The 22,618-nt window shown below is 41.4% G+C and carries 23 protein-coding genes; 20 read left to right on the top strand and 3 right to left on the bottom strand.

What is annotated here, in order from left to right:
• The first annotated feature begins 115 nt into the window (after nt 1-115).
• The 17 genes from MHB66_RS11950 (at nt 116) to MHB66_RS11870 (ending at nt 17,027) form a co-directional block, all read left to right on the top strand.
• Entirely contained in the window at nt 116-2,203 is a 2,088-nt protein-coding gene (locus tag MHB66_RS11950; protein WP_170825875.1) for an HD family phosphohydrolase, read from the top strand.
• Nucleotides 2,204-2,683, top strand: a complete 480-nt coding sequence (ybeY, locus tag MHB66_RS11945) for an rRNA maturation RNase YbeY (RefSeq protein WP_024423021.1) — start codon at nt 2,204-2,206, stop codon at nt 2,681-2,683.
• Complete coding sequence (locus MHB66_RS11940) at nt 2,661-3,047, top strand: diacylglycerol kinase family protein (RefSeq protein WP_024423020.1); 387 nt, start codon at nt 2,661-2,663, stop codon at nt 3,045-3,047. Before ybeY ends, MHB66_RS11940 begins: the two co-directional genes overlap by 23 nt.
• A gap of 113 nt (nt 3,048-3,160) precedes the next feature.
• The gene (locus MHB66_RS11935; protein ID WP_008356263.1) at nt 3,161-3,559 is read left to right on the top strand and encodes a cytidine deaminase; all 399 of its coding nucleotides are present in this window, start codon (nt 3,161-3,163) and stop codon (nt 3,557-3,559) included.
• Entirely contained in the window at nt 3,552-4,457 is a 906-nt protein-coding gene (gene era, locus MHB66_RS11930) for a GTPase Era (RefSeq protein WP_046311799.1), read from the top strand. The genes MHB66_RS11935 and era overlap by 8 nt, the downstream gene beginning before the upstream one ends.
• A 148-nt stretch (nt 4,458-4,605) precedes the next feature.
• Nucleotides 4,606-4,749: a YqzL family protein gene (locus MHB66_RS11925; RefSeq protein ID WP_003217288.1), complete on the top strand. Its 144-nt coding sequence runs from the start codon at nt 4,606-4,608 to the stop codon at nt 4,747-4,749.
• Between the two features lie 35 nt (nt 4,750-4,784).
• On the top strand, nt 4,785-5,555 hold the full coding sequence (gene recO, locus MHB66_RS11920; protein ID WP_034280128.1) for a DNA repair protein RecO: 771 nt from the start codon (nt 4,785-4,787) through the stop codon (nt 5,553-5,555).
• A gap of 328 nt (nt 5,556-5,883) precedes the next feature.
• The gene (gene glyQ / locus MHB66_RS11915; protein WP_012010611.1) at nt 5,884-6,771 is read left to right on the top strand and encodes a glycine--tRNA ligase subunit alpha; all 888 of its coding nucleotides are present in this window, start codon (nt 5,884-5,886) and stop codon (nt 6,769-6,771) included.
• Complete coding sequence (gene glyS, locus MHB66_RS11910; protein WP_046311797.1) at nt 6,764-8,809, top strand: glycine--tRNA ligase subunit beta; 2,046 nt, start codon at nt 6,764-6,766, stop codon at nt 8,807-8,809. Before glyQ ends, glyS begins: the two co-directional genes overlap by 8 nt.
• A 167-nt stretch (nt 8,810-8,976) precedes the next feature.
• Nucleotides 8,977-9,615, top strand: a complete 639-nt coding sequence (locus MHB66_RS11905) for a helix-turn-helix transcriptional regulator (protein ID WP_024423017.1) — start codon at nt 8,977-8,979, stop codon at nt 9,613-9,615.
• A 25-nt stretch (nt 9,616-9,640) separates the two neighbouring features.
• Nucleotides 9,641-10,462: a pyruvate, water dikinase regulatory protein gene (locus tag MHB66_RS11900; RefSeq protein WP_008342399.1), complete on the top strand. Its 822-nt coding sequence runs from the start codon at nt 9,641-9,643 to the stop codon at nt 10,460-10,462.
• Between the two features lie 261 nt (nt 10,463-10,723).
• Nucleotides 10,724-11,224 (top strand): YaiI/YqxD family protein, encoded by a 501-nt coding sequence (locus tag MHB66_RS11895; RefSeq protein WP_024423016.1) that lies wholly within the window; start codon nt 10,724-10,726, stop codon nt 11,222-11,224.
• Nucleotides 11,225-11,257: 33 nt separating this feature from the next.
• Entirely contained in the window at nt 11,258-13,087 is a 1,830-nt protein-coding gene (gene dnaG / locus MHB66_RS11890; RefSeq protein ID WP_024423015.1) for a DNA primase, read from the top strand.
• A gap of 206 nt (nt 13,088-13,293) precedes the next feature.
• On the top strand, nt 13,294-14,415 hold the full coding sequence (gene rpoD, locus MHB66_RS11885; RefSeq protein WP_008342392.1) for an RNA polymerase sigma factor RpoD: 1,122 nt from the start codon (nt 13,294-13,296) through the stop codon (nt 14,413-14,415).
• A 301-nt stretch (nt 14,416-14,716) separates the two neighbouring features.
• Nucleotides 14,717-15,076, top strand: a complete 360-nt coding sequence (cccA, locus tag MHB66_RS11880; protein ID WP_034280134.1) for a cytochrome c550 — start codon at nt 14,717-14,719, stop codon at nt 15,074-15,076.
• A gap of 120 nt (nt 15,077-15,196) precedes the next feature.
• Nucleotides 15,197-15,913, top strand: coding sequence for a tRNA (adenine(22)-N(1))-methyltransferase TrmK (locus MHB66_RS11875; protein ID WP_041118000.1), 717 nt, complete (start codon nt 15,197-15,199; stop codon nt 15,911-15,913).
• Nucleotides 15,906-17,027, top strand: a complete 1,122-nt coding sequence (locus tag MHB66_RS11870) for a Nif3-like dinuclear metal center hexameric protein (RefSeq protein WP_046311794.1) — start codon at nt 15,906-15,908, stop codon at nt 17,025-17,027. The genes MHB66_RS11875 and MHB66_RS11870 overlap by 8 nt, the downstream gene beginning before the upstream one ends.
• 37 nt (nt 17,028-17,064) lie before the next feature.
• Here MHB66_RS11870 and MHB66_RS11865 read toward each other — a convergent pair whose 3' ends face one another.
• Nucleotides 17,065-18,009: a 4-hydroxy-3-methylbut-2-enyl diphosphate reductase gene (locus tag MHB66_RS11865; RefSeq protein ID WP_034280141.1), complete on the bottom strand. Its 945-nt coding sequence runs from the start codon at nt 18,007-18,009 to the stop codon at nt 17,065-17,067.
• A gap of 157 nt (nt 18,010-18,166) precedes the next feature.
• Nucleotides 18,167-18,871 carry a VrrA/YqfQ family protein gene (gene vrrA / locus MHB66_RS11860; RefSeq protein ID WP_046311792.1) on the bottom strand — a complete coding sequence of 235 codons (705 nt, stop codon included), beginning with the start codon at nt 18,869-18,871 and terminating at the stop codon, nt 18,167-18,169.
• 155 nt (nt 18,872-19,026) lie between these two features.
• Here vrrA and MHB66_RS11855 point away from each other — a divergent pair, with 155 nt between their 5' ends.
• Together MHB66_RS11855 and MHB66_RS11850 are read left to right on the top strand one after the other, a co-directional pair.
• Nucleotides 19,027-20,346, top strand: a complete 1,320-nt coding sequence (locus tag MHB66_RS11855; protein WP_034280145.1) for a DEAD/DEAH box helicase — start codon at nt 19,027-19,029, stop codon at nt 20,344-20,346.
• A gap of 9 nt (nt 20,347-20,355) precedes the next feature.
• On the top strand, nt 20,356-21,249 hold the full coding sequence (locus tag MHB66_RS11850) for a deoxyribonuclease IV (RefSeq protein WP_041117997.1): 894 nt from the start codon (nt 20,356-20,358) through the stop codon (nt 21,247-21,249).
• Nucleotides 21,250-21,297: 48 nt separating this feature from the next.
• On the opposite strand, the gene MHB66_RS11845 is transcribed toward MHB66_RS11850, so the two are convergent.
• Nucleotides 21,298-21,552 carry a DUF2624 domain-containing protein gene (locus MHB66_RS11845; protein WP_034280148.1) on the bottom strand — a complete coding sequence of 85 codons (255 nt, stop codon included), beginning with the start codon at nt 21,550-21,552 and terminating at the stop codon, nt 21,298-21,300.
• Nucleotides 21,553-21,692: 140 nt separating this feature from the next.
• Between MHB66_RS11845 and MHB66_RS11840 the strand changes: the two genes are divergently transcribed.
• Nucleotides 21,693-22,574, top strand: a complete 882-nt coding sequence (locus MHB66_RS11840) for a YitT family protein (protein WP_024427967.1) — start codon at nt 21,693-21,695, stop codon at nt 22,572-22,574.
• Nucleotides 22,575-22,618: the final 44 nt, after the last annotated feature.

The following is a 22,618-nucleotide window of genomic DNA, read 5'->3' as shown; positions in this document are numbered from 1 at the left end:
TCGGGTCATTTTGTTTCGATCGTGGTTTAAAGTAAAAAAGGAGGTACTTTCCTTGAGAAAGAATCAAAAAGGCAGTAAGCGCAAAAGACTGCTGTCTAAAAAAGAACCTCAGAAAATGGAGCGCTCACGTTATTTAAATGTTTTGCTGTACGCTGGTTTAGCAGCCATTTTATTCGTGGTGCTCTTCTTCCATGTAAAGCCTGAATCGCTCGACTTAGATTTATTTTCAGTGAGCGAACAGACCATCTATTCTCCGTCAACCGTTGATGATCAAGAAGCGACAGAAGAAAAGAAACAAGAAGCAACAGATCAGGTAGAAGATCAATATACGCTCAAAAAAGCGTATTCTGATAATCGCGTAGACCTCATCTCATCCCTCTTTGAAGCCATTAAAGAAGAGAAGAAAGCAGCTGATGATAAAGAGAACGCGCCATCAGATCAAGAAATGGTCAAGCGTGTCAAAGAAAAGCTCACAACAGATATGCAGGAAGCTGTTTCGGATCAATCCATCAAAGCACTGCTCCAAGCAAGTGATGAAAATCTCTCATTTACTAAGGATTCCATCATCACAGTGGTGAATTCACTGATGAGTAAAGAAATCACAGCAGCGAAATTACAAGATGAGAAAAAACAAGTCAAAACAGAGCTTAAAAACAATTCGATTCCATCAAAATACTTAAATGCGGCGAAAGAAATCGGTGAATTTGCGATCATTCCAAACTATGTATTTGACCCAGTGGCAACAGAGAAGAAAAGACAGGAAGCGGCTGACAATATTCAGCCTGTGCAAATTAAGCAGGGGCAAATCTTAGTTGAAGAAGGAGAGCTCATTGACCGGGAAGTTTATCGCAAATTAGAACTCACGGGTCTGTTAAACAGCTCAAATTTATTTAAGCCTGTAAGTGGTCTTCTCATATTAATTGGACTTTTCTTAGCAGCGATTGTTCATTCCCTTGAATCGAGGAAAAAATCGCTTGTCCATAAGAATAAGTCGTTACTGCTTTACTCGCTTATTTTCACGATTATATTAATTATCATGGAAGTGTTCAGCCTCTTCCAGGAAACGAAGTATACGACGATAGGCTATGTCGTGCCAGTGGCACTTGGCACGATGCTGATCAAGCTGCTCATTAATGAGCGGCTGGCGATCTTCTCCGGTCTTGTATTTGCTCTTTGCGGCAGTATGATGTTTAATCAAGGAGTAACCGGCGTCTTTAACTATGTGATCTGCGCTTATTATCTGATGAGCGGGATGGCGGGTATTTTATTTTTAAGAAAACATAATGCAAGATCAAAAATATTGCAGGCTGGGCTTTTGGTTGCTTTGGTGAATGTACTTGTGGTTTTATCCATTACACTCATCCAAAATTCTTCACCATCAGGGCTTGAAATCGGTGTGAACCTCATGATGGCGATTGTGTCAGGGTTTGCATCATCTATCTTGGTCATTGGGTTAATGCCTGTTTTTGAGAGCATGTTTGGTATTCTTTCCACAATGAAACTGATTGAATTATCCAATCCAAATCATCCGCTGCTCAAAAAGATTTTAACCGAGACACCAGGTACATATCATCATAGTGTCATGGTGGCGAATTTAGCGGATGCTGCATGTGAAGCAGTCGGCGCAAATGGTCTTTTAGCAAGGGTCGGCGCTTATTATCATGACATTGGGAAAACGAAAAGACCGCAATACTTTATCGAAAACCAAATGAACATTGATAATCCGCATGACAAGCTTTCTCCTCAGCTGAGTAAAAATATTATTATTGCCCATACGACAGATGGCGCTGATATGCTGAGAGAAAAGAAGTTTCCTGAAGAACTTGTCGACATTGCCGAACAGCATCACGGGAAGTCTCTTTTAAAGTTCTTTTACTATAAGGCGAAAGAGCGTGATGATCAGGTGACAGAAGAAGAATTCCGTTACCCTGGTCCAAAGCCGCAGTCAAAAGAAGCAGCGATTATTTCTGTGGCTGACAGCGTTGAAGCGGCGGTTCGTTCCATGCATAATCCAAATCCAGAACGGATTGAAAAGCTTGTCAAAGGCATTATTTCAGATAAAATGCAGGACGGGCAATTTAGTGAATGTGACCTCACATTTAAAGAATTAAATATTATCAGCCAAACGATTTGTACAACATTAAAGGGGATTTTCCATTCTCGGATTGAATATCCAGATGCCCCGAAGCAGAAGGTGAAGTAAATGACATTGTTAATCGATTTAATAGATGAAACAGGACAAGTATCAAAAGAGCAGCTTGAAGAAGTGGAAAAGCTTCTTCAGTTTGCTGCAGACGAACTTGAGGTCAAGGATCAAGCGGAAGTATCAGTGACGATCGTTTCGAATGAAGAGATTCATCAAATCAATAAAGAATACCGCGGAAAAGACGCACCAACGGATGTGATCTCCTTTGCACTTGAGGAAGAAGGAGAAGGGGAGATTGAAATCATTGGAGCAGATGATATCCCGCCTGTACTTGGTGACATTATCATTAGTGTGGATCGAACGAAAGAGCAGGCAGAGGAATATGGACATTCCTTTATGAGAGAGCTTGGATTCTTAACGATTCATGGCTTCCTCCATTTGCTCGGGTACGATCATATGACAGAGGAAGATGAAAAAGAAATGTTCGCCAAACAGACAAAAATCTTGGATGATTATGGCCTTTCGAGATCATCGTAAGAAAAGAAGGCCGCTCGCCCGTTTTTTTCGGAGTTTTTACTATGCATTTAGAGGAATATGGCGAACTTTCTTGAATGAACGGAATTTTCGATTTCACACAGTCGCAGCCATCATCGTGGTGATCTGCGGCTTTTGGTTCCGCATTGACCCATTTGAATGGCTGATCGTTCTTCTTCTTTGCGGGGGGATGTTTGCGCTTGAACTTGTCAATACAGCCATTGAACATACAGTGGATCTGATGACAGAAGAAAGGCACCCGCTTGCAGAGAGAGCGAAGGACGCTGCGGCAGGCGCTGTTTGCGTTTACGCCGCGATTTCGGTTATGATTGGGTTGATCATCTTCTTACCGAAGATCATGCAATAGAACAATATTACTATTTATTAACATTTTTAGAAATGGGCGTGAAAATGTCACGTGAATTATGTAAAATATAAATGTGACAGTGGTACCATTTCTTCTGAAAGTGGGAACTAGGAATGAACAAACAAGAGTTGATTTCAGAAGCAATCAAAGCAAGAGATTTTGCATATGTACCCTATTCTAAATTCAAAGTCGGTGCAGCATTACTGTCGAATGATGGAAAAGTGTATGGCGGCTGCAACATTGAAAATGCAGCATATGGTATGTGTAATTGTGCGGAAAGAACAGCACTTTTTAAAGCCTATTCAGAAGGCATTACATCTTTTCAAATGTTAGCAGTGGTGGCTGATACAGACCGTCCTGTTTCGCCGTGCGGCGCATGCAGACAGGTCATTTCAGAGCTATGTGCACCTGATATGCCAGTGATTCTAACGAACTTAAAAGGACATATATACGAAACAACAGTAAACGAACTATTGCCAGGCGCATTTTCACCGGAGGATTTAAATGACTAACGAAAGCTTCAAATCAGGATTTGTATCAATTATTGGAAGACCAAATGTAGGGAAATCAACCTTTCTTAATCGTGTCATTGGACAAAAGATCGCCATCATGAGCGATAAGCCCCAAACGACGCGAAACAAAGTGCAAGGTGTTCTGACAACAAACACATCACAAACGATCTTTATCGATACACCGGGGATTCATAAACCTAAGCATAAGCTTGGTGATTTTATGATGAGGGTGGCTCAAAATACACTGAAGGAAGTCGACCTGATCTTGTTTATGATTAACGCACAGGAAGGCTATGGCAAAGGTGATGAATTCATCATTGAACGACTAAAGCAAACATCTACACCGGTGTTCCTAGTCGTTAATAAAATTGACCAAATTCATCCAGATGAACTGTTCCTTTTAATTGATGAATACCGCACACGTTACCCATTCAAGGAAATTGTGCCAATTTCAGCTCTTGAAGGAAACAATATCGACACGCTTCTTCAGCAGATTGAAGGTTATCTACCAGAGGGCCCTCAATTTTATCCGGCAGATCAAATAACAGATCATCCAGAACGGTTTATTATTTCTGAATTAATTCGTGAAAAAGTGCTGCATTTAACGAGAGAAGAGATTCCGCACAGTATTGCGGTTGCGATTGAATCGATTAAGCCAGATGAAAATGGCAAGATCCATGTCGCGGCGACCATTGTCGTAGAACGTGATTCGCAAAAAGGGATCGTCATTGGTAAACGAGGCAGCTTGTTAAAAGAAGTGGGACAAAAAGCGCGCAGAGATATTGAAGCACTTCTAGGCTCAAAAGTGTATTTAGAGCTTTGGGTCAAAGTTCAGAAGGACTGGCGTAATAAATCCACTCACCTGCGTGATTTTGGATTTAGAGAAGACGAATATTAAAAAATCGCTGCATTTGTCAGCAAATCTGACAATGGTGCGGTTCGATTAGTAAAAATTGTTTATCATGAAATGGAGGTAGCCTGGTCAAGATAAAATTAATATGTTGGATGTAGCGTTGCTGCTTCTAATAAAGAAAGGTGGGGTTTTTATGTTGAATTTTACATGGAACGTATTTTCACAAACAGGAAGCGTTGACACGTATCTGCTTTTCAAAGAGTTAGAAAAGGAGAACCTGGAAAGACCCGATGTACTTGAAGAAGAGATAGCACGATTTGATTTTCCAATCTTATAATTCTTGACCCCCTCCAATGCTCGGAGTGTAGACAAATGCTCATTAAAAGTGAAGGAATCGTCCTTAGAACAACAGATTATGGCGAAACAAACAAAATTGTCACGCTGCTCACTAGAGAACATGGGAAAATTGGTGTCATGGCAAGAGGCGCAAAAAAATCAAACAGCCGCCTGTCAGCCATAAGCCAGCCGTTTTTATACGGAACCTTCCTGATCCAATCATCAACAGGACTTGGAACGCTCCAGCAAGGCGAAATGATTGAAAGTATGCGGGCCATTCGGGAAGACTTATTTCTGACCGCATATGCCGCATATATGACGGAATTGATGGATAAAGGGACAGAAGAAAAAAAGCCAAACCCTTATTTGTTTGAGCTTCTGCTTCAATCTCTGCGTCATCTCAACGAAGGTACAGATGCTGATATTATTTTATTTATCGTAGAGGTCAAAATGTTATCAGTGATGGGGATGAAGCCTGAACTTGATCAATGTGTGCACTGTGGTCAAAAAGAAGGGCAGTTCCATTTCTCAATAAGAGATAACGGCTTCATTTGCCAAAATTGTTTTTCGAAAGATCCATATAAACTGCCCTTATCCCCCGCAGCTGCAAGGCTGCTCCGTTTGTTTCATTATTTTGATTTATCAAGGCTTGGTCAGGTTGATGTGAAACAGCAGACGAAACAAGAAATTCGTCAAGTGCTTGATCACTACTATGACGAATATTCCGGCCTCTATTTAAAATCAAAAAAATTCATGAATCAGATGGAATCCATGAAAAAGCTAATGGGCGGGGAAAACAAAAGTTGACATCTCCCATGACTTTTTGTAAGATCATCTAAGATAAAATATGTTGCATTGACAGAAAGAAGTACTTACGTAAAATCCATAAAAGCGACCTTAGGGCGGTGTGAGCTAAGGATGGAGGCGTAACGAAAGGCATTCTTGAGCAACGTAAAACAAAGCGGCTGGGTGCTACTACACCAGCAAATAGGGTGGAACCGCGGGAAAAACTCTCGTCCCTATGTTTGCAAGAACCTTGCGAGCATAGAGACGGGAGTTTTTGTGTTCTCTTACAAGGTTCTCATCCCACCCGCCATACATAGCGGTTGGTCTAGAAAAGATGGAGGTGCAATCATTGAATATTCAAGACATGATTTTGACGTTGCAAAAGCATTGGTCAAATGAAGGCTGCGTATTAATGCAGGCGTATGACACAGAAAAAGGTGCCGGAACGATGAGTCCATACACGTTCCTCAGAAGCATCGGCCCAGAGCCGTGGAAGGTAGCTTATGTAGAGCCTTCAAGACGCCCGGCTGATGGCAGATATGGAGAAAACCCAAATAGATTGTATCAGCATCACCAATTTCAAGTGATCATTAAGCCATCACCTGACAATATTCAAGAGCTATATCTTGAATCATTGAAGGCACTTGGCATTGACCCGCTGAAACATGATATTCGTTTTGTGGAAGATAACTGGGAAAATCCATCTCTTGGCTGTGCAGGACTTGGCTGGGAAGTATGGCTTGATGGGATGGAAATTACGCAGTTCACGTATTTCCAACAAGTCGGCGGCTTAGAATGTAAGCCCGTTTCTGTTGAAATCACATACGGTATTGAACGTCTTGCTTCTTACATCCAGGACAAAGAAAATGTCTTCGATCTTGAATGGACAGACGGATTTACGGTCAGAGATTTATTCTTAATGGCTGAATACGAGCACTCTGTTTATACATTTGAAACATCTAATACTGACATGCTGTTCGAGCTATTTACAACCTATGAGAAAGAAGCACATAGCCAAATGGACAAAGGGCTTGTTCACCCGGCATACGATTATGTCCTCAAATGCTCTCATACGTTTAACCTGCTCGATGCAAAGGGTGCTATTTCTGTGACTGAGCGAACTGGTTATATCGGAAGAGTGCGTCAGTTAGCAAGAAAAGTAGCCAAAACCTATTATGAAGAACGCGAAAAACTGGGATTCCCTATGCTAAAAGAGGAGGCGGCTTCTCATGAATAAACAAGATGTATTACTTGAAATCGGCTTAGAAGAGATGCCGGCTCGTTTCATGCCAGAGAGCACAAAGCAGCTGGGTGAGAAAGTAAAAGCATGGTTTGAAACGCAAAATATTTCATTCGAAGAGACTTCTTTATTTAACTCACCTAGACGTCTTGCTGTACTTGTGAAAGGTGTCGCAGAAAAACAAGAAGACATCAAAGAAGAAGCAAAAGGCCCAGCTAAAAAGATTGCCCAAGATGCTGAAGGCAATTGGACAAAAGCAGCTGAAGGCTTTGCAAGAGGACAAGGTGCTTCAACAGATGATCTCTATTTCAAAGAGATCAAAGGAGTGGATTATGTCCATGTCCAAAAGTTTCAAGAAGGAAAGCAAGTCAAAGACCTTCTGCCAGCGTTAGGTGAAATCGCCGCTTCATTAAGTTTTCCAAAGAACATGAGATGGGGAAGCGAGGATTTACGCTATATCCGTCCGATTAAATGGATTGTTTGTTTATTTGGAGAAGAGATTGTACCTGTTGAAATTGCTGGGGTGAAAAGCGGCCGTGAGACTAGAGGACACCGTTTCCTTGGAACGACAGCCAGCATTGACACACCTGCTTCCTATGAACAAACTTTGCGCGATCAATTTGTGATTGCAGACTCAGAGAAAAGAAAACAATTCATTACTGAACAGCTAGATGCGCTATCTTTAGAAAAAGGCTGGGTCATTCCTGTTGATCCTGAACTTTTAGAAGAAGTGAACGACCTTGTAGAATATCCAACTGTGCTGTCTGGTTCCTTTGAAGAAGAGTTTCTTGCATTGCCGGAAGAAGTATTGGTGACGACAATGAAAGAGCATCAGCGCTACTTCCCTGTAAAAAATGAGCAAGGGGAATTATTGCCGCACTTTATTACAGTCAGAAATGGAAACAGTGAGGCGCTCGAAAATGTCGCAAGAGGGAATGAAAAAGTACTTCGTGCGCGTTTATCAGATGCTGCATTCTTCTATAAAGAAGACGAAAAACTAGTGATTGAAGACAATATTAAAAAGCTTGATAAAGTGGTATTCCATGAGAAACTTGGAACAATCGGCGACAAGCTGAAGAGAGTGACAGACATTGCAACCCGTCTAGCGGCGCATGTCGGAGCAGATGACGAAACCACTAAACGTGTGGCGAGAGCAGCAAGTATTTCGAAGTTTGACCTTGTGACTCAAATGGTCTATGAATTCCCAGAATTACAAGGAATCATGGGTGAGAAATATGCAAGAGCTCTTGGTGAACATGAAGAAGTAGCAAGAAGCATCAACGAGCACTATATGCCGCGCTTTGCTGGTGACGAGGCGCCATCCACTTTGATTGGTGCGATTGTGGCAGTAGCAGATAAGCTTGATTCTATTTGTTCATTCTTCTCAATTGATGTGATCCCAACGGGTTCTCAAGACCCTTATGGACTTAGAAGACAAGCGAGCGGTATCGTTCAAATCCTGCTCGACCGTCATTGGAATATTTCATTTAAAGAGCTGCTAGCACTTGCACAAGTAAAGGCAGAACATGAAGCTGCTCTGATTGAATTTTTAACGCATCGTTTAAAATATGTTCTTCAAGCAGAGCATATCCGCCATGATGTTGTTGATGCAGTGCTGGATGTTGAAAATATTGAGCCATATGCAGTCGTCAAAAAAGCAGCTGTTCTTGAAGAGAGTGTGAAACAAGAAAGCTTCAAAGAAACGGCTGAAGCATTGGGACGCGTCATTTCAATCAGTAAAAAAGGGGAAGATGCAGAGATTCAGCCTGAACTGTTTGAAAATGAACATGAGCAAAAGCTGTTTGAGGCGTATCAGCAAGTAGAGAAAGCTGTAAAGGAACATGTAGCAGCAGGACAATACAGCTTGGCACTTGAGGCGCTGGATACGTTAAAAACACCGATTGTTCATTATTTCGATCATACAATGGTTCATGCGGATGATGAAAAACTGAAGCGAAATCGTTTAGCACAAATGGTCAAACTAGCCAAAGTCATTCAATCATTTGCGAATATGAACAATTTAATTGTAAAATAAATACCTAAGAACGGTTGCCTTTTCCGAAGGGCAATCGTTTTTTACTCATTTAATTCAAGGTTTTTGAGTGGATTTTTGTTTCATTCGGACAAAGATGCGCTATAATATGATGAGTTATGAAAATGATATACATAAAATAAAGATTTCGCTCTCTCTATTTAAAGGTGGTGAGTACAATCGAGTTAAATAAACGGCAAGAGCAGATTTTACAGATTGTCAAAGAGAATGGTCCGATCACTGGAGAGCATATCGCCGATCGGCTGAACTTAACAAGGGCGACCCTCAGACCGGATTTAGCCATTTTAACAATGTCAGGCTTTTTAGAAGCAAGACCAAGGGTCGGCTACTTTTTCACAGGAAAAACAGGCACGCAGCTTCTCGCAGATAAGCTGAAAAAACTTCAAGTGAAAGACTTTCAATCCATTCCAGTGGTAATACATGAGAATGTTTCGGTTTATGATGCGATTTGTACGATGTTTTTAGAGGATGTGGGCACATTATTCGTTGTGGACGATCACTCTATTTTAACAGGCGTGTTATCCAGAAAAGACCTCCTTCGCGCAAGTATAGGGAAACAGGAGCTTCCATCTATCCCTGTCCATATTATTATGACAAGAATGCCGAACATCACCGTTTGCCGCAAGGAAGATTTCATTATGGATGTGGCGAAGCACTTGATTGAAAAGCAAATAGATGCACTTCCTGTGATAAAAGATACGGATAAAGGCTTTGAAGTGGTCGGAAGAATTACGAAAACAAATATGACGAAAATACTTGTCAGCTTATCGGAGAACGAAATAATCTAATGACAGAAGACTGCGAGGGGATGTTATGAGTAATCGCGTAATTTTTGTGGTATCAGATTCAGTTGGAGAAACGGCAGAGCTCGTGGTCAAAGCGGCACTTAGCCAATTTGATGGCGGCTCATCAGACCATTCAAATATTAGAAGAATCCCGTATGTAGAAGATGTTGGTACGATTAAAGAAGTCATTTCACTGGCGAAAGCAGATAATGGGATCGTCTGCTTTACTCTTGTTGTGCCAGAAATGCGCCAATTCTTAATCGAGGAAGCAGAAGCAAACGGTGTCGTTTATTATGACATCATCGGTCCGCTCATTGATAAAATGGAAACGGCATATGGAAATGAAGCGAAACATGAGCCGGGTCGTGTACGTCAATTAGATGAGGACTATTTTAAAAAGGTAGAAGCCATCGAGTTCGCTGTGAAATACGATGACGGCAGAGACCCAAGAGGTATTCTAAAGGCTGATATTGTGCTCATTGGTGTATCACGCACGTCCAAGACACCATTATCTCAATATTTGGCACATAAGCGGCTGAAGGTAGCGAACGTTCCAATTGTACCTGAAGTTGATCCGCCAGAAGAGTTATTTTCAGTTGATCCGAAGAAATGTATCGGTTTAAAAATTAGTCCAGACAAACTAAATCATATTCGCAAAGAGCGTTTAAAATCTCTTGGTTTAAATGATCGCGCTATTTATGCGAACATTGAGCGGATTAAAGAGGAACTAGAGTATTTTGAAAAAGTGGTTGACCGCATTAACTGTCAAGTCGTTGATGTATCGAATAAAGCAGTTGAGGAAACGGCAAATGTTATTCATCAAATGCTGACCAAAAGAGGTTCCGAATAAACTCAGGATGCTCCTCCTGGGTTTTTCCTATGGTGGGAAACGGGTAAACAAAAACAATGGCATATTTGCTGCATTTGTATTATAATAAAAAATTGTGATAAAATGATTGATTTTAGGTTTAAGTTAAGTCAAGAACGAATAAACTAATATTGGCAGAAGTCAAGTGATTCTGAACATAACTTTTCGACAAAATGAGTTTTACTGTTGATTGCTTTATGGGGGAAAAGTATGGTCTTTTTGCTTCTCTAAAGCAGGAATAAGGTGGAGGGATGGAGAATTAGTCACCTGAATGAACGTAAAAAAGAGAGGACGATTTATGTCGATGCAGATGCTTGTCCTGTAAAAGACGAAATCCTTTCTGTCGCATCTCAATTTCAAGTACCAGTGACATTCATTGCTTCATATGAGCATTTTCAAACCAAAAGATCTCCACTTGAAGATTGGCGGTTTGTAGATACACATAAGGAAGCAGCGGATTTAGTCATTGCAAACTCAGCTGCCGCACATGATATTGTCGTCACCCAAGATATTGGTCTTGCCTCCTTACTGCTTCCGAGACAGGTCATTGTTCTGTCTGAAAGAGGACGAATGTACACAAACGAAACAATTGATTTTGATTTGGAACGCAGGCATGTTTCTAGCAAACAGCGAAGAAAAGGTGTATACGGAAAAGGTCCCAAAAAGCTTTTAGAAGAGGATAAGAAGCGATTTATGGCGCAACTACAAAAAATCCTGTCGAATCATGAAGGATTTTTAAATTAAAAGGCGAATAATGTACGACGGAGTGTTATTAGGATGAGCAAACGTATACCAGATGAACTTTTGGAGCAGATCCAAAAAAACGCAGACATTGTCGAAGTGATTGGAGAATACGTACAGCTTAGAAAGCAAGGTCGAAATTACTTCGGTCTTTGTCCATTCCATGGTGAAAATACTCCTTCATTCTCTGTTTCAGCAGATAAGCAAATCTTCCATTGTTTCGGCTGTGGTGCAGGAGGCAATGTGTTTTCTTTCCTCAGACAAATGGAAGGCTACTCATTTATTGAAGCCGTTTCACATGTGGCTGATAAGTACCATATTGATCTGCCTGATCAGGTAGCGAATGCTCAGATGAGTTCCTCTCAGCAAGAGGACACTGCAGATCATAAAATGATTGAGGCCCATGAGCTTCTTAAGAAATTTTACCACCATTTGCTGGTAAATACAAAGGAAGGTCAAAACGCACTCGATTATTTACGGTCCAGAGGCTTTACGGATGAAACAATTGCCAAGTTTGAGATCGGATATGCTCTTGATTCTTGGGATTTCGTGACCAAGTTTTTAGAAAAACGAGGATTTGATCCTGTGATGATGGAGAAGGCTGGTCTTTTGATTCAACGTGAAAACGGCACAGGCTTTTTTGACCGCTTTAGAGATCGTGTCATGTTTCCCATTCATGATCATCATGGAACGGTCATCGCTTTTTCCGGAAGATCGCTTGGTGATCAGCAGCCTAAATATATGAATAGTCCTGAAACGCCGCTTTTTCATAAAAGTAAGCTGCTTTATCACTTTCATGACGCACGTATGCATATTCGCAAACGCGAACGGGCGGTTCTTTTTGAAGGATTTGCAGACGTCATCTCAGCTGTTACATCAGGTGTCGGTGAAAGTGTTGCAACAATGGGTACGTCTCTTACAGAAGAGCACGTAAAGCTTCTCAGGCGGAACGTAGAAGAGATCATCCTTTGCTATGACTCTGATACGGCCGGATACGAAGCGACCATGAAAGCATCAGATTTGCTTGGAAAAAGAGGATGTAAAGTTCGCGTTGCCATGATACCAGATGGACTTGATCCAGATGATTACATTCGTAAATATGGCGGCGAGAAATTTAGGAATGACATCATAGATGCAAGTGTGACATTAATGACGTTTAAGATGAATTTTTTCCGAAGAGGAAAAAACTTATCAGATGAAGGAGACCGTCTTACTTATATGAAGCAGGTTCTCCGAGAAATCAGCCGGTTAAACGGCTCTTTGGAGCAAGAGATTTACATGAAACAGCTTGCTGGGGAGTTTTCGATCTCACTTGATTCATTAAAAGAACAACTGGAGCTGTTTGAAAAACAGCAGCGGCAAGAAACCAAAAGCACGCAGGAAGAAAACGGGCTTGAAAAACGGCGTGCACATCTGTCAACACAAGTGAGAAGAAAGCGTCTGCGGCCGGCATATGAAAATGCAGAGCGAATGCTGCTTGCTCATATGTTAAAAAGCGATGACGTGATCCGCAAAGTACTTGACAGAATCGGGATTGAATTTAATATAGATTCGCACAGGGCGCTGGCAACGTACATTTATGCCTTGTATGAAGAAGGCAAAGAACCAACGCCGCAGCACCTGATGAACCGGATAGAAGATGATGTCATGAATCAGTTGTTGACGGATATATTGATGATTCAAGTCGGAGACGAGCTAAGTGAAGCTGAATTAAGTGATTATGTAAAAAAAGTGTTGAATCATCGGAATTTGTCAATGATAAAGGAAAAAGAACTAGAACGTGCAGAAGCGGAGAGGCAAAAAGATTTCTTCAAAGCGGCAACACTTGCAAAAGAAATTATTCAGTTGAACCGTTCGCTGAAGTAATACGTCTATTATTAATGACAGGACTTACGGCTGGCAATGAATCCTTTACGGGAGGAGCATAAGACCGCAAGCATCTTGCCTTCATCATTATTTATTTTATTTCCTATTTGCTTCGTCATCTGTTTGATAGAGAGAGAAAAGCAGGGCGGAAGTAAATCGCAAGTTACTTTAGAATTCGTTGCAAGCTTTGGAAGGAGGGATCCATAATGGCTGATAAACAAGCCCACGAAACCGAAACTGAATTAACCTTTGAACAGGTGAGAGATAAGCTCACTGAAACGGGTAAAAAACGGGGCGTTTTAACATACGAAGAAATTGCAGAGCGTATGTCTAGCTTTGAAATTGAATCAGACCAAATGGATGAATACTATGAATACTTAGGCGAACAGGGTGTAGAGCTCATTAGTGAAAACGAAGAGACAGAAGACCCAAATGTTCAGCAGCTGGCTAAAGCAGAAGAAGAATTTGACCTGAATGATTTAAGCGTACCACCAGGTGTCAAAATCAATGATCCTGTTCGTATGTACTTAAAAGAAATCGGACGCGTCAATTTGTTATCTGCTAAAGAAGAAATTACGTATGCTCAAAAGATCGAAGAGGGCGATGAGGAATCAAAAAGAAGATTAGCGGAAGCGAACCTTCGTCTCGTTGTCAGCATTGCGAAACGCTATGTCGGTCGTGGTATGCTGTTCCTTGACTTGATTCAAGAAGGAAACATGGGTCTGATGAAGGCGGTTGAGAAGTTTGATTACCGCAAAGGATATAAATTCTCAACATATGCGACTTGGTGGATTAGACAGGCGATCACACGTGCGATTGCCGATCAGGCGAGAACAATCCGGATTCCGGTTCATATGGTGGAAACGATTAATAAATTGATCCGTGTTCAAAGACAGCTTCTGCAAGACCTAGGCAGAGAACCAACGCCTGAGGAAATTGCTGAAGACATGGATTTAACTCCAGAAAAGGTAAGAGAGATTCTTAAAATTGCGCAAGAGCCTGTATCTTTAGAAACACCTATTGGTGAAGAAGATGACTCGCATCTTGGTGATTTTATCGAAGACCAAGAGGCGACATCTCCATCTGACCACGCTGCGTATGAACTCTTAAAAGAGCAGCTTGAAGATGTATTAGACACGCTGACGGACCGTGAAGAAAATGTGCTAAGACTACGTTTCGGACTAGACGACGGAAGAACTCGCACGTTAGAAGAGGTTGGAAAGGTGTTCGGCGTAACAAGAGAGCGTATCAGACAAATTGAAGCGAAAGCTCTTCGTAAATTAAGACACCCAAGCAGAAGTAAACGATTAAAAGACTTCTTAGAGTAGAAACCGGACGGATCTTGAAAGAGATCCGTTCTTTCTTATCAAAAATGAAAACGCTTTTTTCAATCTGATTATATTTTACTGAATAACAAATGAATTTGCAACGTTCTTAGAGAAAAGATGTATAAAAAATACATCTAAATGTGCTGAAGGCTTCATTTCTCATCTTGAATCATTTTTGTCTAATCTGTGAACTTGACCAAAGTTTTGTATCATAATTCGTTTACTTTTTGTAAAATTAAAGTAGAATTAGAATTGTTTGCATAGTCTCAAAGGGGTTTTCACAAAGGGGAGGATGAAAGAAATGAAACGGAATCCACTTATACCATTTTTATTGATTGCCATTTTAGGTATTGGACTCACTTTTTTCTTATCAATGAAGGGGCTGAAAGATGAAGAAAAAATTGCCTCTGGGGGCAAAGAGCAAAAGCAAGAAGAGACAGCAAATGCAACGCCGGAAGAATTGTATAAGCAGAACTGTCTAAGCTGTCACGGGGAAAACTATGAAGGCGGCGCAGGTCCTGCATTAAAAGGTGTTGGAGACAAGCTTGAAGTAGCTGACATCAAGAAGAAAATCCAAGAAGGCGGCAACGGGATGCCAGGCGGGCTGATTCCAAATGAAAAGCTCGATGAAATGGCGGAATGGGTGTCTAAAATTAAATAATCTTACACAAAAAGCTCTTTTTCAAAAGAAGAGCTTTTTTCATTTGAAAACGACTTTTAAAAAGTCCATAATTTATATAAGATAGACAAGTATGAACATTAAAGAAAAGTAGTGATACGTATGAATGAAATGAATTTATCGAAACGATTAAAAAAAGTCGCAGACTTTTTACCAGATGAGGCAGTCTTCGCTGATATCGGCTCAGATCATGCCTATTTGCCATGCTATGCGATCCTGCATCAAAAAGCAGTGAAAGCCATTGCTGGTGAAATTACCGATGGACCGCTTCAATCGGCGCAGCAGCAAGTACATAGACTTGAATTAGATGAAGAAATTTCGGTCAGAAAAGGAAATGGCCTTGAAGTCATTGAAAAAGGCGAAGTGAATGCAGTGACGATTGCAGGTATGGGCGGGGCACTCATCGCAAGCATTCTAAATGAAGGAAGGCATAAGCTCGCAGGCCATGAGAGGCTCATTCTTCAGCCGAATATCCATGCCCATCATATTCGTTTATGGCTTTATCAAGAGGGGTATGAATTGATAGATGAAGTCATTTTAGAAGAGGACGGCAAAATATACGAAATCATCATTGCAGAAAAAGGCGATAAAGATAAAGCCTATGAAGGAATGTCACTTGAAGCAGGCATGCTGGTTGGACCGTTTCTTGCGAAAGAGCAAAATGACGTCTTCCGGCGCAAGTGGATGCAAGAGCTTCAGCATATGGAGAAGATAGAAAGTCAAATTCAGCAGGCGGCGCGGACAGAAGAAAATAAAGAACGCCTTGAAGAGCTGAATGCGAAAATAAAGATGCTAAAGGAGGTTTTGACTGTTGGCTAAAACAGTAAACGGGCATGAAATCATCCAATTGTTTGAACAATTTTCACCAAAGGCATACGCCATGGAAGGGGATAAAATTGGTCTTCAGATTGGGACTTTAAATAAAAAAGTAACCAATGTGATGATTACCTTGGATGTATTAGAGAATGTAGTAGATGAGGCGATCGAGCGAAAAGTGGATCTTATTATTGCCCACCATCCGCCGATTTTCCGTCCATTAAAACATGTAGCGACGGATCAGCCGGCTGGACGTATCATTGAAAAATGCATCAAACATGATATTGCGGTATATGTGGCACATACGAATTTAGACGTAGCTGATGGCGGAGTCAATGACCTGCTTGCTGAGGCCTTAGAGCTTGAAGAAACAAGAGTGTTAGTGCCGACATACGAAGATCCAATCAAACAGCTTGCTCTGTATGTCCCAGTGGAATTTGAAGAGGCCATCCGGACAGCTTTAGGAAATGCGGGCGCCGGCCATATCGGCAATTACAGCCATTGTGCGTTTTCAAATGAAGGGACAGGCAGCTTTCTGCCATCAGAAGAAGCTGAGCCGTTTATTGGTGAGTCGGGTCAATTAGAATTTGTGAAAGAAGTGCGGATTGAAACCATTTTCCCAGCAAGTATAGAAAAACAAGTGATTCGCGAAATGATCAAAGCACATCCTTATGAAGAAGTCGCCTATAGTGTACACACGACAGATCTTCCTCCTATTCAAAAAGGTCTTGGCCGTATTGGAGAGCTAAATGAGCCAATGACACTGAGAGATTTCACACAATTTGTGAAAACGAAGCTAGATGTGAATGGTGCTCGTTTTGTAGGAGACCAAGACGCTGTTGTGAAAAAAGTGGCGGTGCTTGGCGGAGACGGAAATAAATACATCCATCAAGCAAAAAGAATGGGTGCAGATGTGTATGTGACAGGAGACCTTTATTTCCATGTTGCGCACGATGCCATGATGCTAGGGCTGAACGTTGTGGACCCGGGGCATTATGCTGAAAAAATTATGAAAGAGGGCGTAAAGGCGAAGCTTCAATCGCTGTGTGCGGATAAAAAATATGACGTACAGCTCTTTGTTTCTGAATCAAACACAAACCCATTTCAATTTATGTAAACAAAAAACGTCAGAGCGGATATGCTCTGACGTTTTCTTATTTCTTTGTTTTGACGCGAGGTAAAATTTTAGAAAGGGGAACAGTCCGTTCAATCTTCCAAGTCGTTTCATCATCTGGTTCATAGTTTTCTAAGAAACGAATGACTTCCTTTGTAATAGGTGTTGGTGTTGAAGCACCAGCAGTAACGGCAACGGTTTTGACGCCCTGCAGCCATTCCAGCTTGAGTTCACTTAAGTCGCCAATACGGTAAGCCTGCGTTCCGGCAATCTCCATTGACACTTGTGCGAGACGGTTAGAGTTATTACTTTTTGGATCGCCGACAACAATGGTTAAATCGGCTTGGCCAGCTTGCTGCGATACTGCTTCCTGACGCACCTGTGTCGCAAGACAAATTTCTTGATGATACTCGACGTGAGGGTATTTCTCTTTAATCAGCTCCATCAGGTCGTGGACATCCCATTGCGACATGGTCGTTTGGTTCGTGATAAGCAGTTTTTCTGATGTTAAATCGAGTGCCTCAATGTCAGCTTCTGTTTCGACAAGGTGTACCTTGTCAGGGGCTACTCCGACAGCTCCTTCTGGCTCAGGATGACCCTTTTTCCCAATATAAATAATGTCATAGCCATCGGCTGTTTTCTCTGAAATGAGTTCGTGAGTTTTCGTTACATCTGGACAGGTCGCATCAATGGTGACAAGGCCTTTTTCTTCTGCGATTTGACGAACCTCAGGAGAAACGCCGTGAGCCGTGAAAATGACTGTTCCGCTTTCAACCTGCTTTAAAATGTCTAAGCGGTTTGGTCCGTCCAGTGTGTAAATGCCATCTTCTTCGAAGGCATCAGTGACATGTTTGTTGTGCACAATCATACCTAATATATAAATTGGGCGTGGCAAGTTCTTATCAAGTGCGGCATTTTTAGCAATGACCATTGCATCCACAACGCCATAGCAATAGCCACGCGGCGATATTTTAATTACATTCATTTATTCGTCCTCCTGTAGGGAAGTGCTGCTAGAGAAGAACAATATAAAAAGCCGTAAAAAACGGCTTTTTATCATTCTCTTGCTTCCATTATAGCCAAAGTAAGCGTATATATCAAAGATTGTTATACGCAGTGAACACTTCGCCGTTAAAAGATCACTAGACATATAGTTTTGGAACAGAACTGCCAGATCTTTTTTTCGGTTTTGCTTGAGGAGCAGGTGATGTGTGAGGTGCTGTTTTTTTGACGAGGATGTCTTCTGGTTCTTTATTTTTTTCTATTTCGTCAGTTTGTGCTTCTTCCTCGGGCACTTCTGTTTCCGCGCTGGTCTCCGCTGATTCTGCATCAGCATCATTTGCACTTTCTTCATCATCATCCGCACTGCCAAGCTGGCTGTACAGTTTAATCATCGCAGGCAAATTTCTCACTAAAGGACCGTATTGCTGAATCATTGGCGTAAATTGCTGCGCCATCCCGAGCACTTTTTGAACATTTCCTAACATGCTTGAGAGGGTTGCAGGATTTGTGAAGCTCTGGATTCCTTGTAATCCCGCACCACCTCCAGAGATTCCAGCTCCTCCTGCGCCAGGAAGAAATTTAGAGAGCATGCCTTTAATTCCTGCTCCGCCGCCTAGTGCACGGCTCTCACCTCCTGGAATACCGCCCATCCCGGGTAAACCGCCTCCCTGTACAGACGGGGAGCGAGGCATCATTTGCTGAAATGGATTGCCCTGCCCTTGAAAAGGCTGCTGGATAGGAGGCTGCTGCCCTCTTTGAAACATTCCGGGCTGTCCGCCATTTCCAAGGTGCCGGCGTGAGGGACGGCGCGGCTGAAAATCGCCCATAGGCCTTTGCCCTAACATACTTGTACCTCCCTTACTGCATTCTCTTTCTCTTCATAGGTTATGCAAGGAAGCACCAATTGGTTTCCTGTAGGAAAAGCGGACATGGTTTTTTTACTGAAAATCAGCTATAATGAGGAGATGAGCAAAAAGGCATTGCCTTAAGGAGTGAAAACATGAAAGAAACGAAATTTACGACATATGAATTAAAGCCTTTTATTATAGATGCTATTCATGAACTAGGCTTTTATGAGCCGACTGATATTCAAAAAAGAATCATCCCTGCTGTTTTAAAAGGAGAAAGCGTGATTGGCCAGTCACAAACCGGAACAGGAAAAACTCATGCCTACTTACTGCCGCTGATTCATTCAATTGATCCAAGCAAAGAACAGGTACAAGTGGTGATTACTGCACCTACAAGAGAATTAGCCAATCAAATTTTCAAAGAAGCTCAAACGATTTTAAAGAATGCTTCTCCAGAAGAAGAGATCAAAGCAAAGCTTTACATTGGCGGAACGGACAAGCAGAAATCAATTCAAAAGCTAAAAAACCAGCCGCATTTGGTTGTCGGCACACCTGGACGTATTGCTGACCTCATTCATGAGCAGGCGCTGAATGTTTATAAAGCGACCTCTCTTGTTATTGATGAAGCTGATTTAATGCTGGATATGGGATTTTTAGAAGATGTGGACCGTATTGGTGCACAAATGCCAGAACAGCTGCAAATGCTTGTGTTCTCTGCAACCATTCCAGAAAAACTAAAGCCTTTCTTGAAGAAATATATGGACAATCCAAAGTATGCGCATGTTGAACCAAAACGGATTACAGCTGAAAACATTCAGCATATTTTAGTTCCGTCTAAACAGCGTGATAAATTAAAATTGCTCCATGAAATGGTGACGAATGTACAGCCTTATTTAGGAATCATTTTTGCCAATACAAAAACAACTGTTGATGAAATCGCCGCATTCCTACAAGAAAAAGGAATGAAAATCGGTGTGCTTCATGGCGGATTAACGCCGCGCGAACGTAAAAAAGTCATGAAACAAATTGAAGATTTGGAGTTCACTTATATTGTGGCATCTGATCTTGCAGCACGCGGGATTGACATCAAAGGCGTCAGCCACGTGATTAACTATGAACTTCCATCTGATCTTGATTTTTATGTGCACCGCGTTGGAAGAACAGCTCGTGCTGGTTCTTCTGGAATTGCCATGACCATTTATGAGCTGGCTGATGAGGATGCACTCATTCAAATTGAGAAAATGGGCGTTGTATTTGAAAACAAAACCATTGTTCATGGCGAATGGCGAGATGCAGATGACCGTCTGAAGCGTCAAAGACGCAAAAAAGCCCCGAATGAAATTGAAGAAAAAGCAAAACGTCTTGTGAGAAAACCGAAAGCCGTCAAACCTGGATATAAAAAGAAAATGACACGTGAGATGGATAAAATCAAAAGACAGGAACGTAGAAAGTCAAAGCGTAATGGAAAGTAGGGGGAAACATTGTTAAAGATTGGTTCACATGTATCCATGAGCGGAAAACATATGCTTCTTGCAGCGAGTGAGGAAGCTGCCTCTTATGGTTCGAATACGTTTATGATTTATACAGGTGCACCGCAAAATACGCGCCGCAAAAAAATTGAAGACCTGAATATTGAAGCTGGACAAGCGCATATGAAAGAGCATGGCATGACGGATATCGTCGTGCATGCTCCGTATATTATCAATATTGGAAATACAGTGAATCCAGCGACATTTGAGCTTGGTGTAGACTTTCTTCGATCTGAGATTGAGCGTACAAAAGCGCTGGGAGCAAGACAAATTGTTCTCCACCCGGGTGCGCATGTCGGAGCAGGGGCAGAAGCAGGGATTCAAAAAATCATTGAAGGTTTAAACGAAGTCATTGTAAAAGGTCAAGAGGTTCAAATTGCACTTGAAACAATGGCAGGAAAAGGATCAGAGTGCGGAAGAAGCTTTGAAGAGCTTGCCCAAATTATCGACGGAGTGACACATAACGAAGCTCTTTCTGTCTGCTTTGATACGTGTCACACGCATGATGCTGGTTACCCGATTGTGAGTGACTTTGATGGTGTATTAGAAGAATTTGACCGAATCGTCGGTATTGACCGAATCAAAGTTCTTCATATTAATGACAGTAAAAACGTACAAGGCGCAAGAAAAGACCGACATGAAAATATCGGTTTTGGTGAAATTGGTTTCGATGCACTGAGCTATATTGTGCATCATCCGCAGCTTCAAGATGTGCCGAAAATTCTAGAAACGCCTTATGTAGGTGAAGATAAAAAGAACAAAAAACCACCTTACAAATTCGAAATTGCGATGCTGAAAGAAAAGCAATTTGATGAAGGCTTACTAGATAAAATTACGGGTCAGTAAAAAAGGATGCAACATGTTGAGGTGCCGCTAAATGCGGCCCTTTTTTGCTTAACTTGTAAACTGGTTAAACAAATCATTCACAGTCTGTGCTGTCTGTTTAGAAGTAATCGCTTCCACTTGCTTAAGAAGCCGGTTACGCTCTGAGTCTTTAAAAATATTGATGTTTTTCCCGTTCATGAGTTTGGCAACCTCAGCAGCTTGATGAGACGTTAAACTGACGCCGTACTGTTTCGCATACCTTAACAGATCGTTTGCTGTGATCTGATTGAGCCGCTGCAGGACAATTTTTTGAATTAAAATCAATTCCATTCCTCCCCTCTGTAACAATGTATGGGCGAAAACGGAAAATGTGCAAAAAATTTTATTTTATTCTGTGAAATGATAAAATAGTAAAGTGAATAAAATGTTCATTGAAAATTTAACATGTGTAGAAGGGAGAACGTATGGCAAATAGTAAACAGCATAGAAAGGAATCAGTGCCTCATTTTATTTTGAGAATTTTTCTGATTCTAGTAGGAGCTGCATGTGCAGCAGTCAGCATTGAATTATTTTTAGTGCCAAACAATATTATTGATGGAGGCATCATCGGCATTTCGCTTATTTTGGATTATCTCTTTACAGATAACCCGTTTATAAATTTTGCGACGATTGTTGTCATTTTAAATATTCCATTTATGATATCAGGATACAAGCATATTGGGAAAACCTTTCTGATTTCCACTGTGATTGGGATTGTCAGCTTAGCCGTGATTGAATCTTCACTTCATCATGTGGAGGCATTTACAACACAGCCGATCTTAGCCACTGTATTTGGAGGGCTATTACTTGGATTTGGTGTTGGACTTGTCATCCGTAATGGAGGTTCAATGGATGGAACAGAGATCTTGGGAATTCTTCTGACGAAAAAAATTCCTTTCTCCGTCGGTGAGTTTGTCATGATCGTCAATGTGTTCATTTTTATTTGGGCAGGCTTTGTTTTCGGACCAGAGCAGGCTATGTATTCTGTCATGACATATTATTTGGCAATGAAAACAATTGATGCTGTTATTCAAGGGCTTGATGAAACAAAAGCTGTGATTATCGTATCAGACTATTATGATGAAATTTCAGATGCGATTCTGCATCGACTCGGCAGGGGAACGACAAAGCTGAGAGGAAAAGGCGGCTATACAGATGAAGAAAAAGATGTCATCTACGCCGTTGTCACAAGGCTTGAAATTACAAAGCTGAAATCCATTGTATTTGAAATTGATGATCAAGCATTTATCACGATTATGGATACGCATGAAACAAAAGGCGGTAAATTCAAAACAGCCATTCATTAGCTTTTATTTTACTTTTTTATCTTTCTTTTATATAATGAAATGTA

This window comes from Bacillus sp. FSL L8-0167 (assembly GCF_038630295.1).
GTDB lineage: Bacteria > Bacillota > Bacilli > Bacillales > Bacillaceae > Bacillus > Bacillus safensis.
This window is presented reverse-complemented; position numbering and strand designations above follow the sequence as displayed.

Coding starts and splice junctions, on each gene's coding strand:
- MHB66_RS11950 (WP_170825875.1), top strand. CDS start 116: ATGGAGCGCTCACGTTATTTAAATGTTTTGCTGTACGCTGGTTTAGCA.
- ybeY (WP_024423021.1), top strand. CDS start 2,204: ATGACATTGTTAATCGATTTAATAGATGAAACAGGACAAGTATCAAAA.
- MHB66_RS11940 (WP_024423020.1), top strand. CDS start 2,661: ATGGCCTTTCGAGATCATCGTAAGAAAAGAAGGCCGCTCGCCCGTTTT.
- MHB66_RS11935 (WP_008356263.1), top strand. CDS start 3,161: ATGAACAAACAAGAGTTGATTTCAGAAGCAATCAAAGCAAGAGATTTT.
- era (WP_046311799.1), top strand. CDS start 3,552: ATGACTAACGAAAGCTTCAAATCAGGATTTGTATCAATTATTGGAAGA.
- MHB66_RS11925 (WP_003217288.1), top strand. CDS start 4,606: ATGTTGAATTTTACATGGAACGTATTTTCACAAACAGGAAGCGTTGAC.
- recO (WP_034280128.1), top strand. CDS start 4,785: ATGCTCATTAAAAGTGAAGGAATCGTCCTTAGAACAACAGATTATGGC.
- glyS (WP_046311797.1), top strand. CDS start 6,764: ATGAATAAACAAGATGTATTACTTGAAATCGGCTTAGAAGAGATGCCG.
- MHB66_RS11900 (WP_008342399.1), top strand. CDS start 9,641: ATGAGTAATCGCGTAATTTTTGTGGTATCAGATTCAGTTGGAGAAACG.
- dnaG (WP_024423015.1), top strand. CDS start 11,258: ATGAGCAAACGTATACCAGATGAACTTTTGGAGCAGATCCAAAAAAAC.
- rpoD (WP_008342392.1), top strand. CDS start 13,294: ATGGCTGATAAACAAGCCCACGAAACCGAAACTGAATTAACCTTTGAA.
- cccA (WP_034280134.1), top strand. CDS start 14,717: ATGAAACGGAATCCACTTATACCATTTTTATTGATTGCCATTTTAGGT.
- MHB66_RS11875 (WP_041118000.1), top strand. CDS start 15,197: ATGAATGAAATGAATTTATCGAAACGATTAAAAAAAGTCGCAGACTTT.
- MHB66_RS11865 (WP_034280141.1), bottom strand. CDS start 18,009: ATGAATGTAATTAAAATATCGCCGCGTGGCTATTGCTATGGCGTTGTG.
- vrrA (WP_046311792.1), bottom strand. CDS start 18,871: ATGTTAGGGCAAAGGCCTATGGGCGATTTTCAGCCGCGCCGTCCCTCA.
- MHB66_RS11855 (WP_034280145.1), top strand. CDS start 19,027: ATGAAAGAAACGAAATTTACGACATATGAATTAAAGCCTTTTATTATA.
- MHB66_RS11840 (WP_024427967.1), top strand. CDS start 21,693: ATGGCAAATAGTAAACAGCATAGAAAGGAATCAGTGCCTCATTTTATT.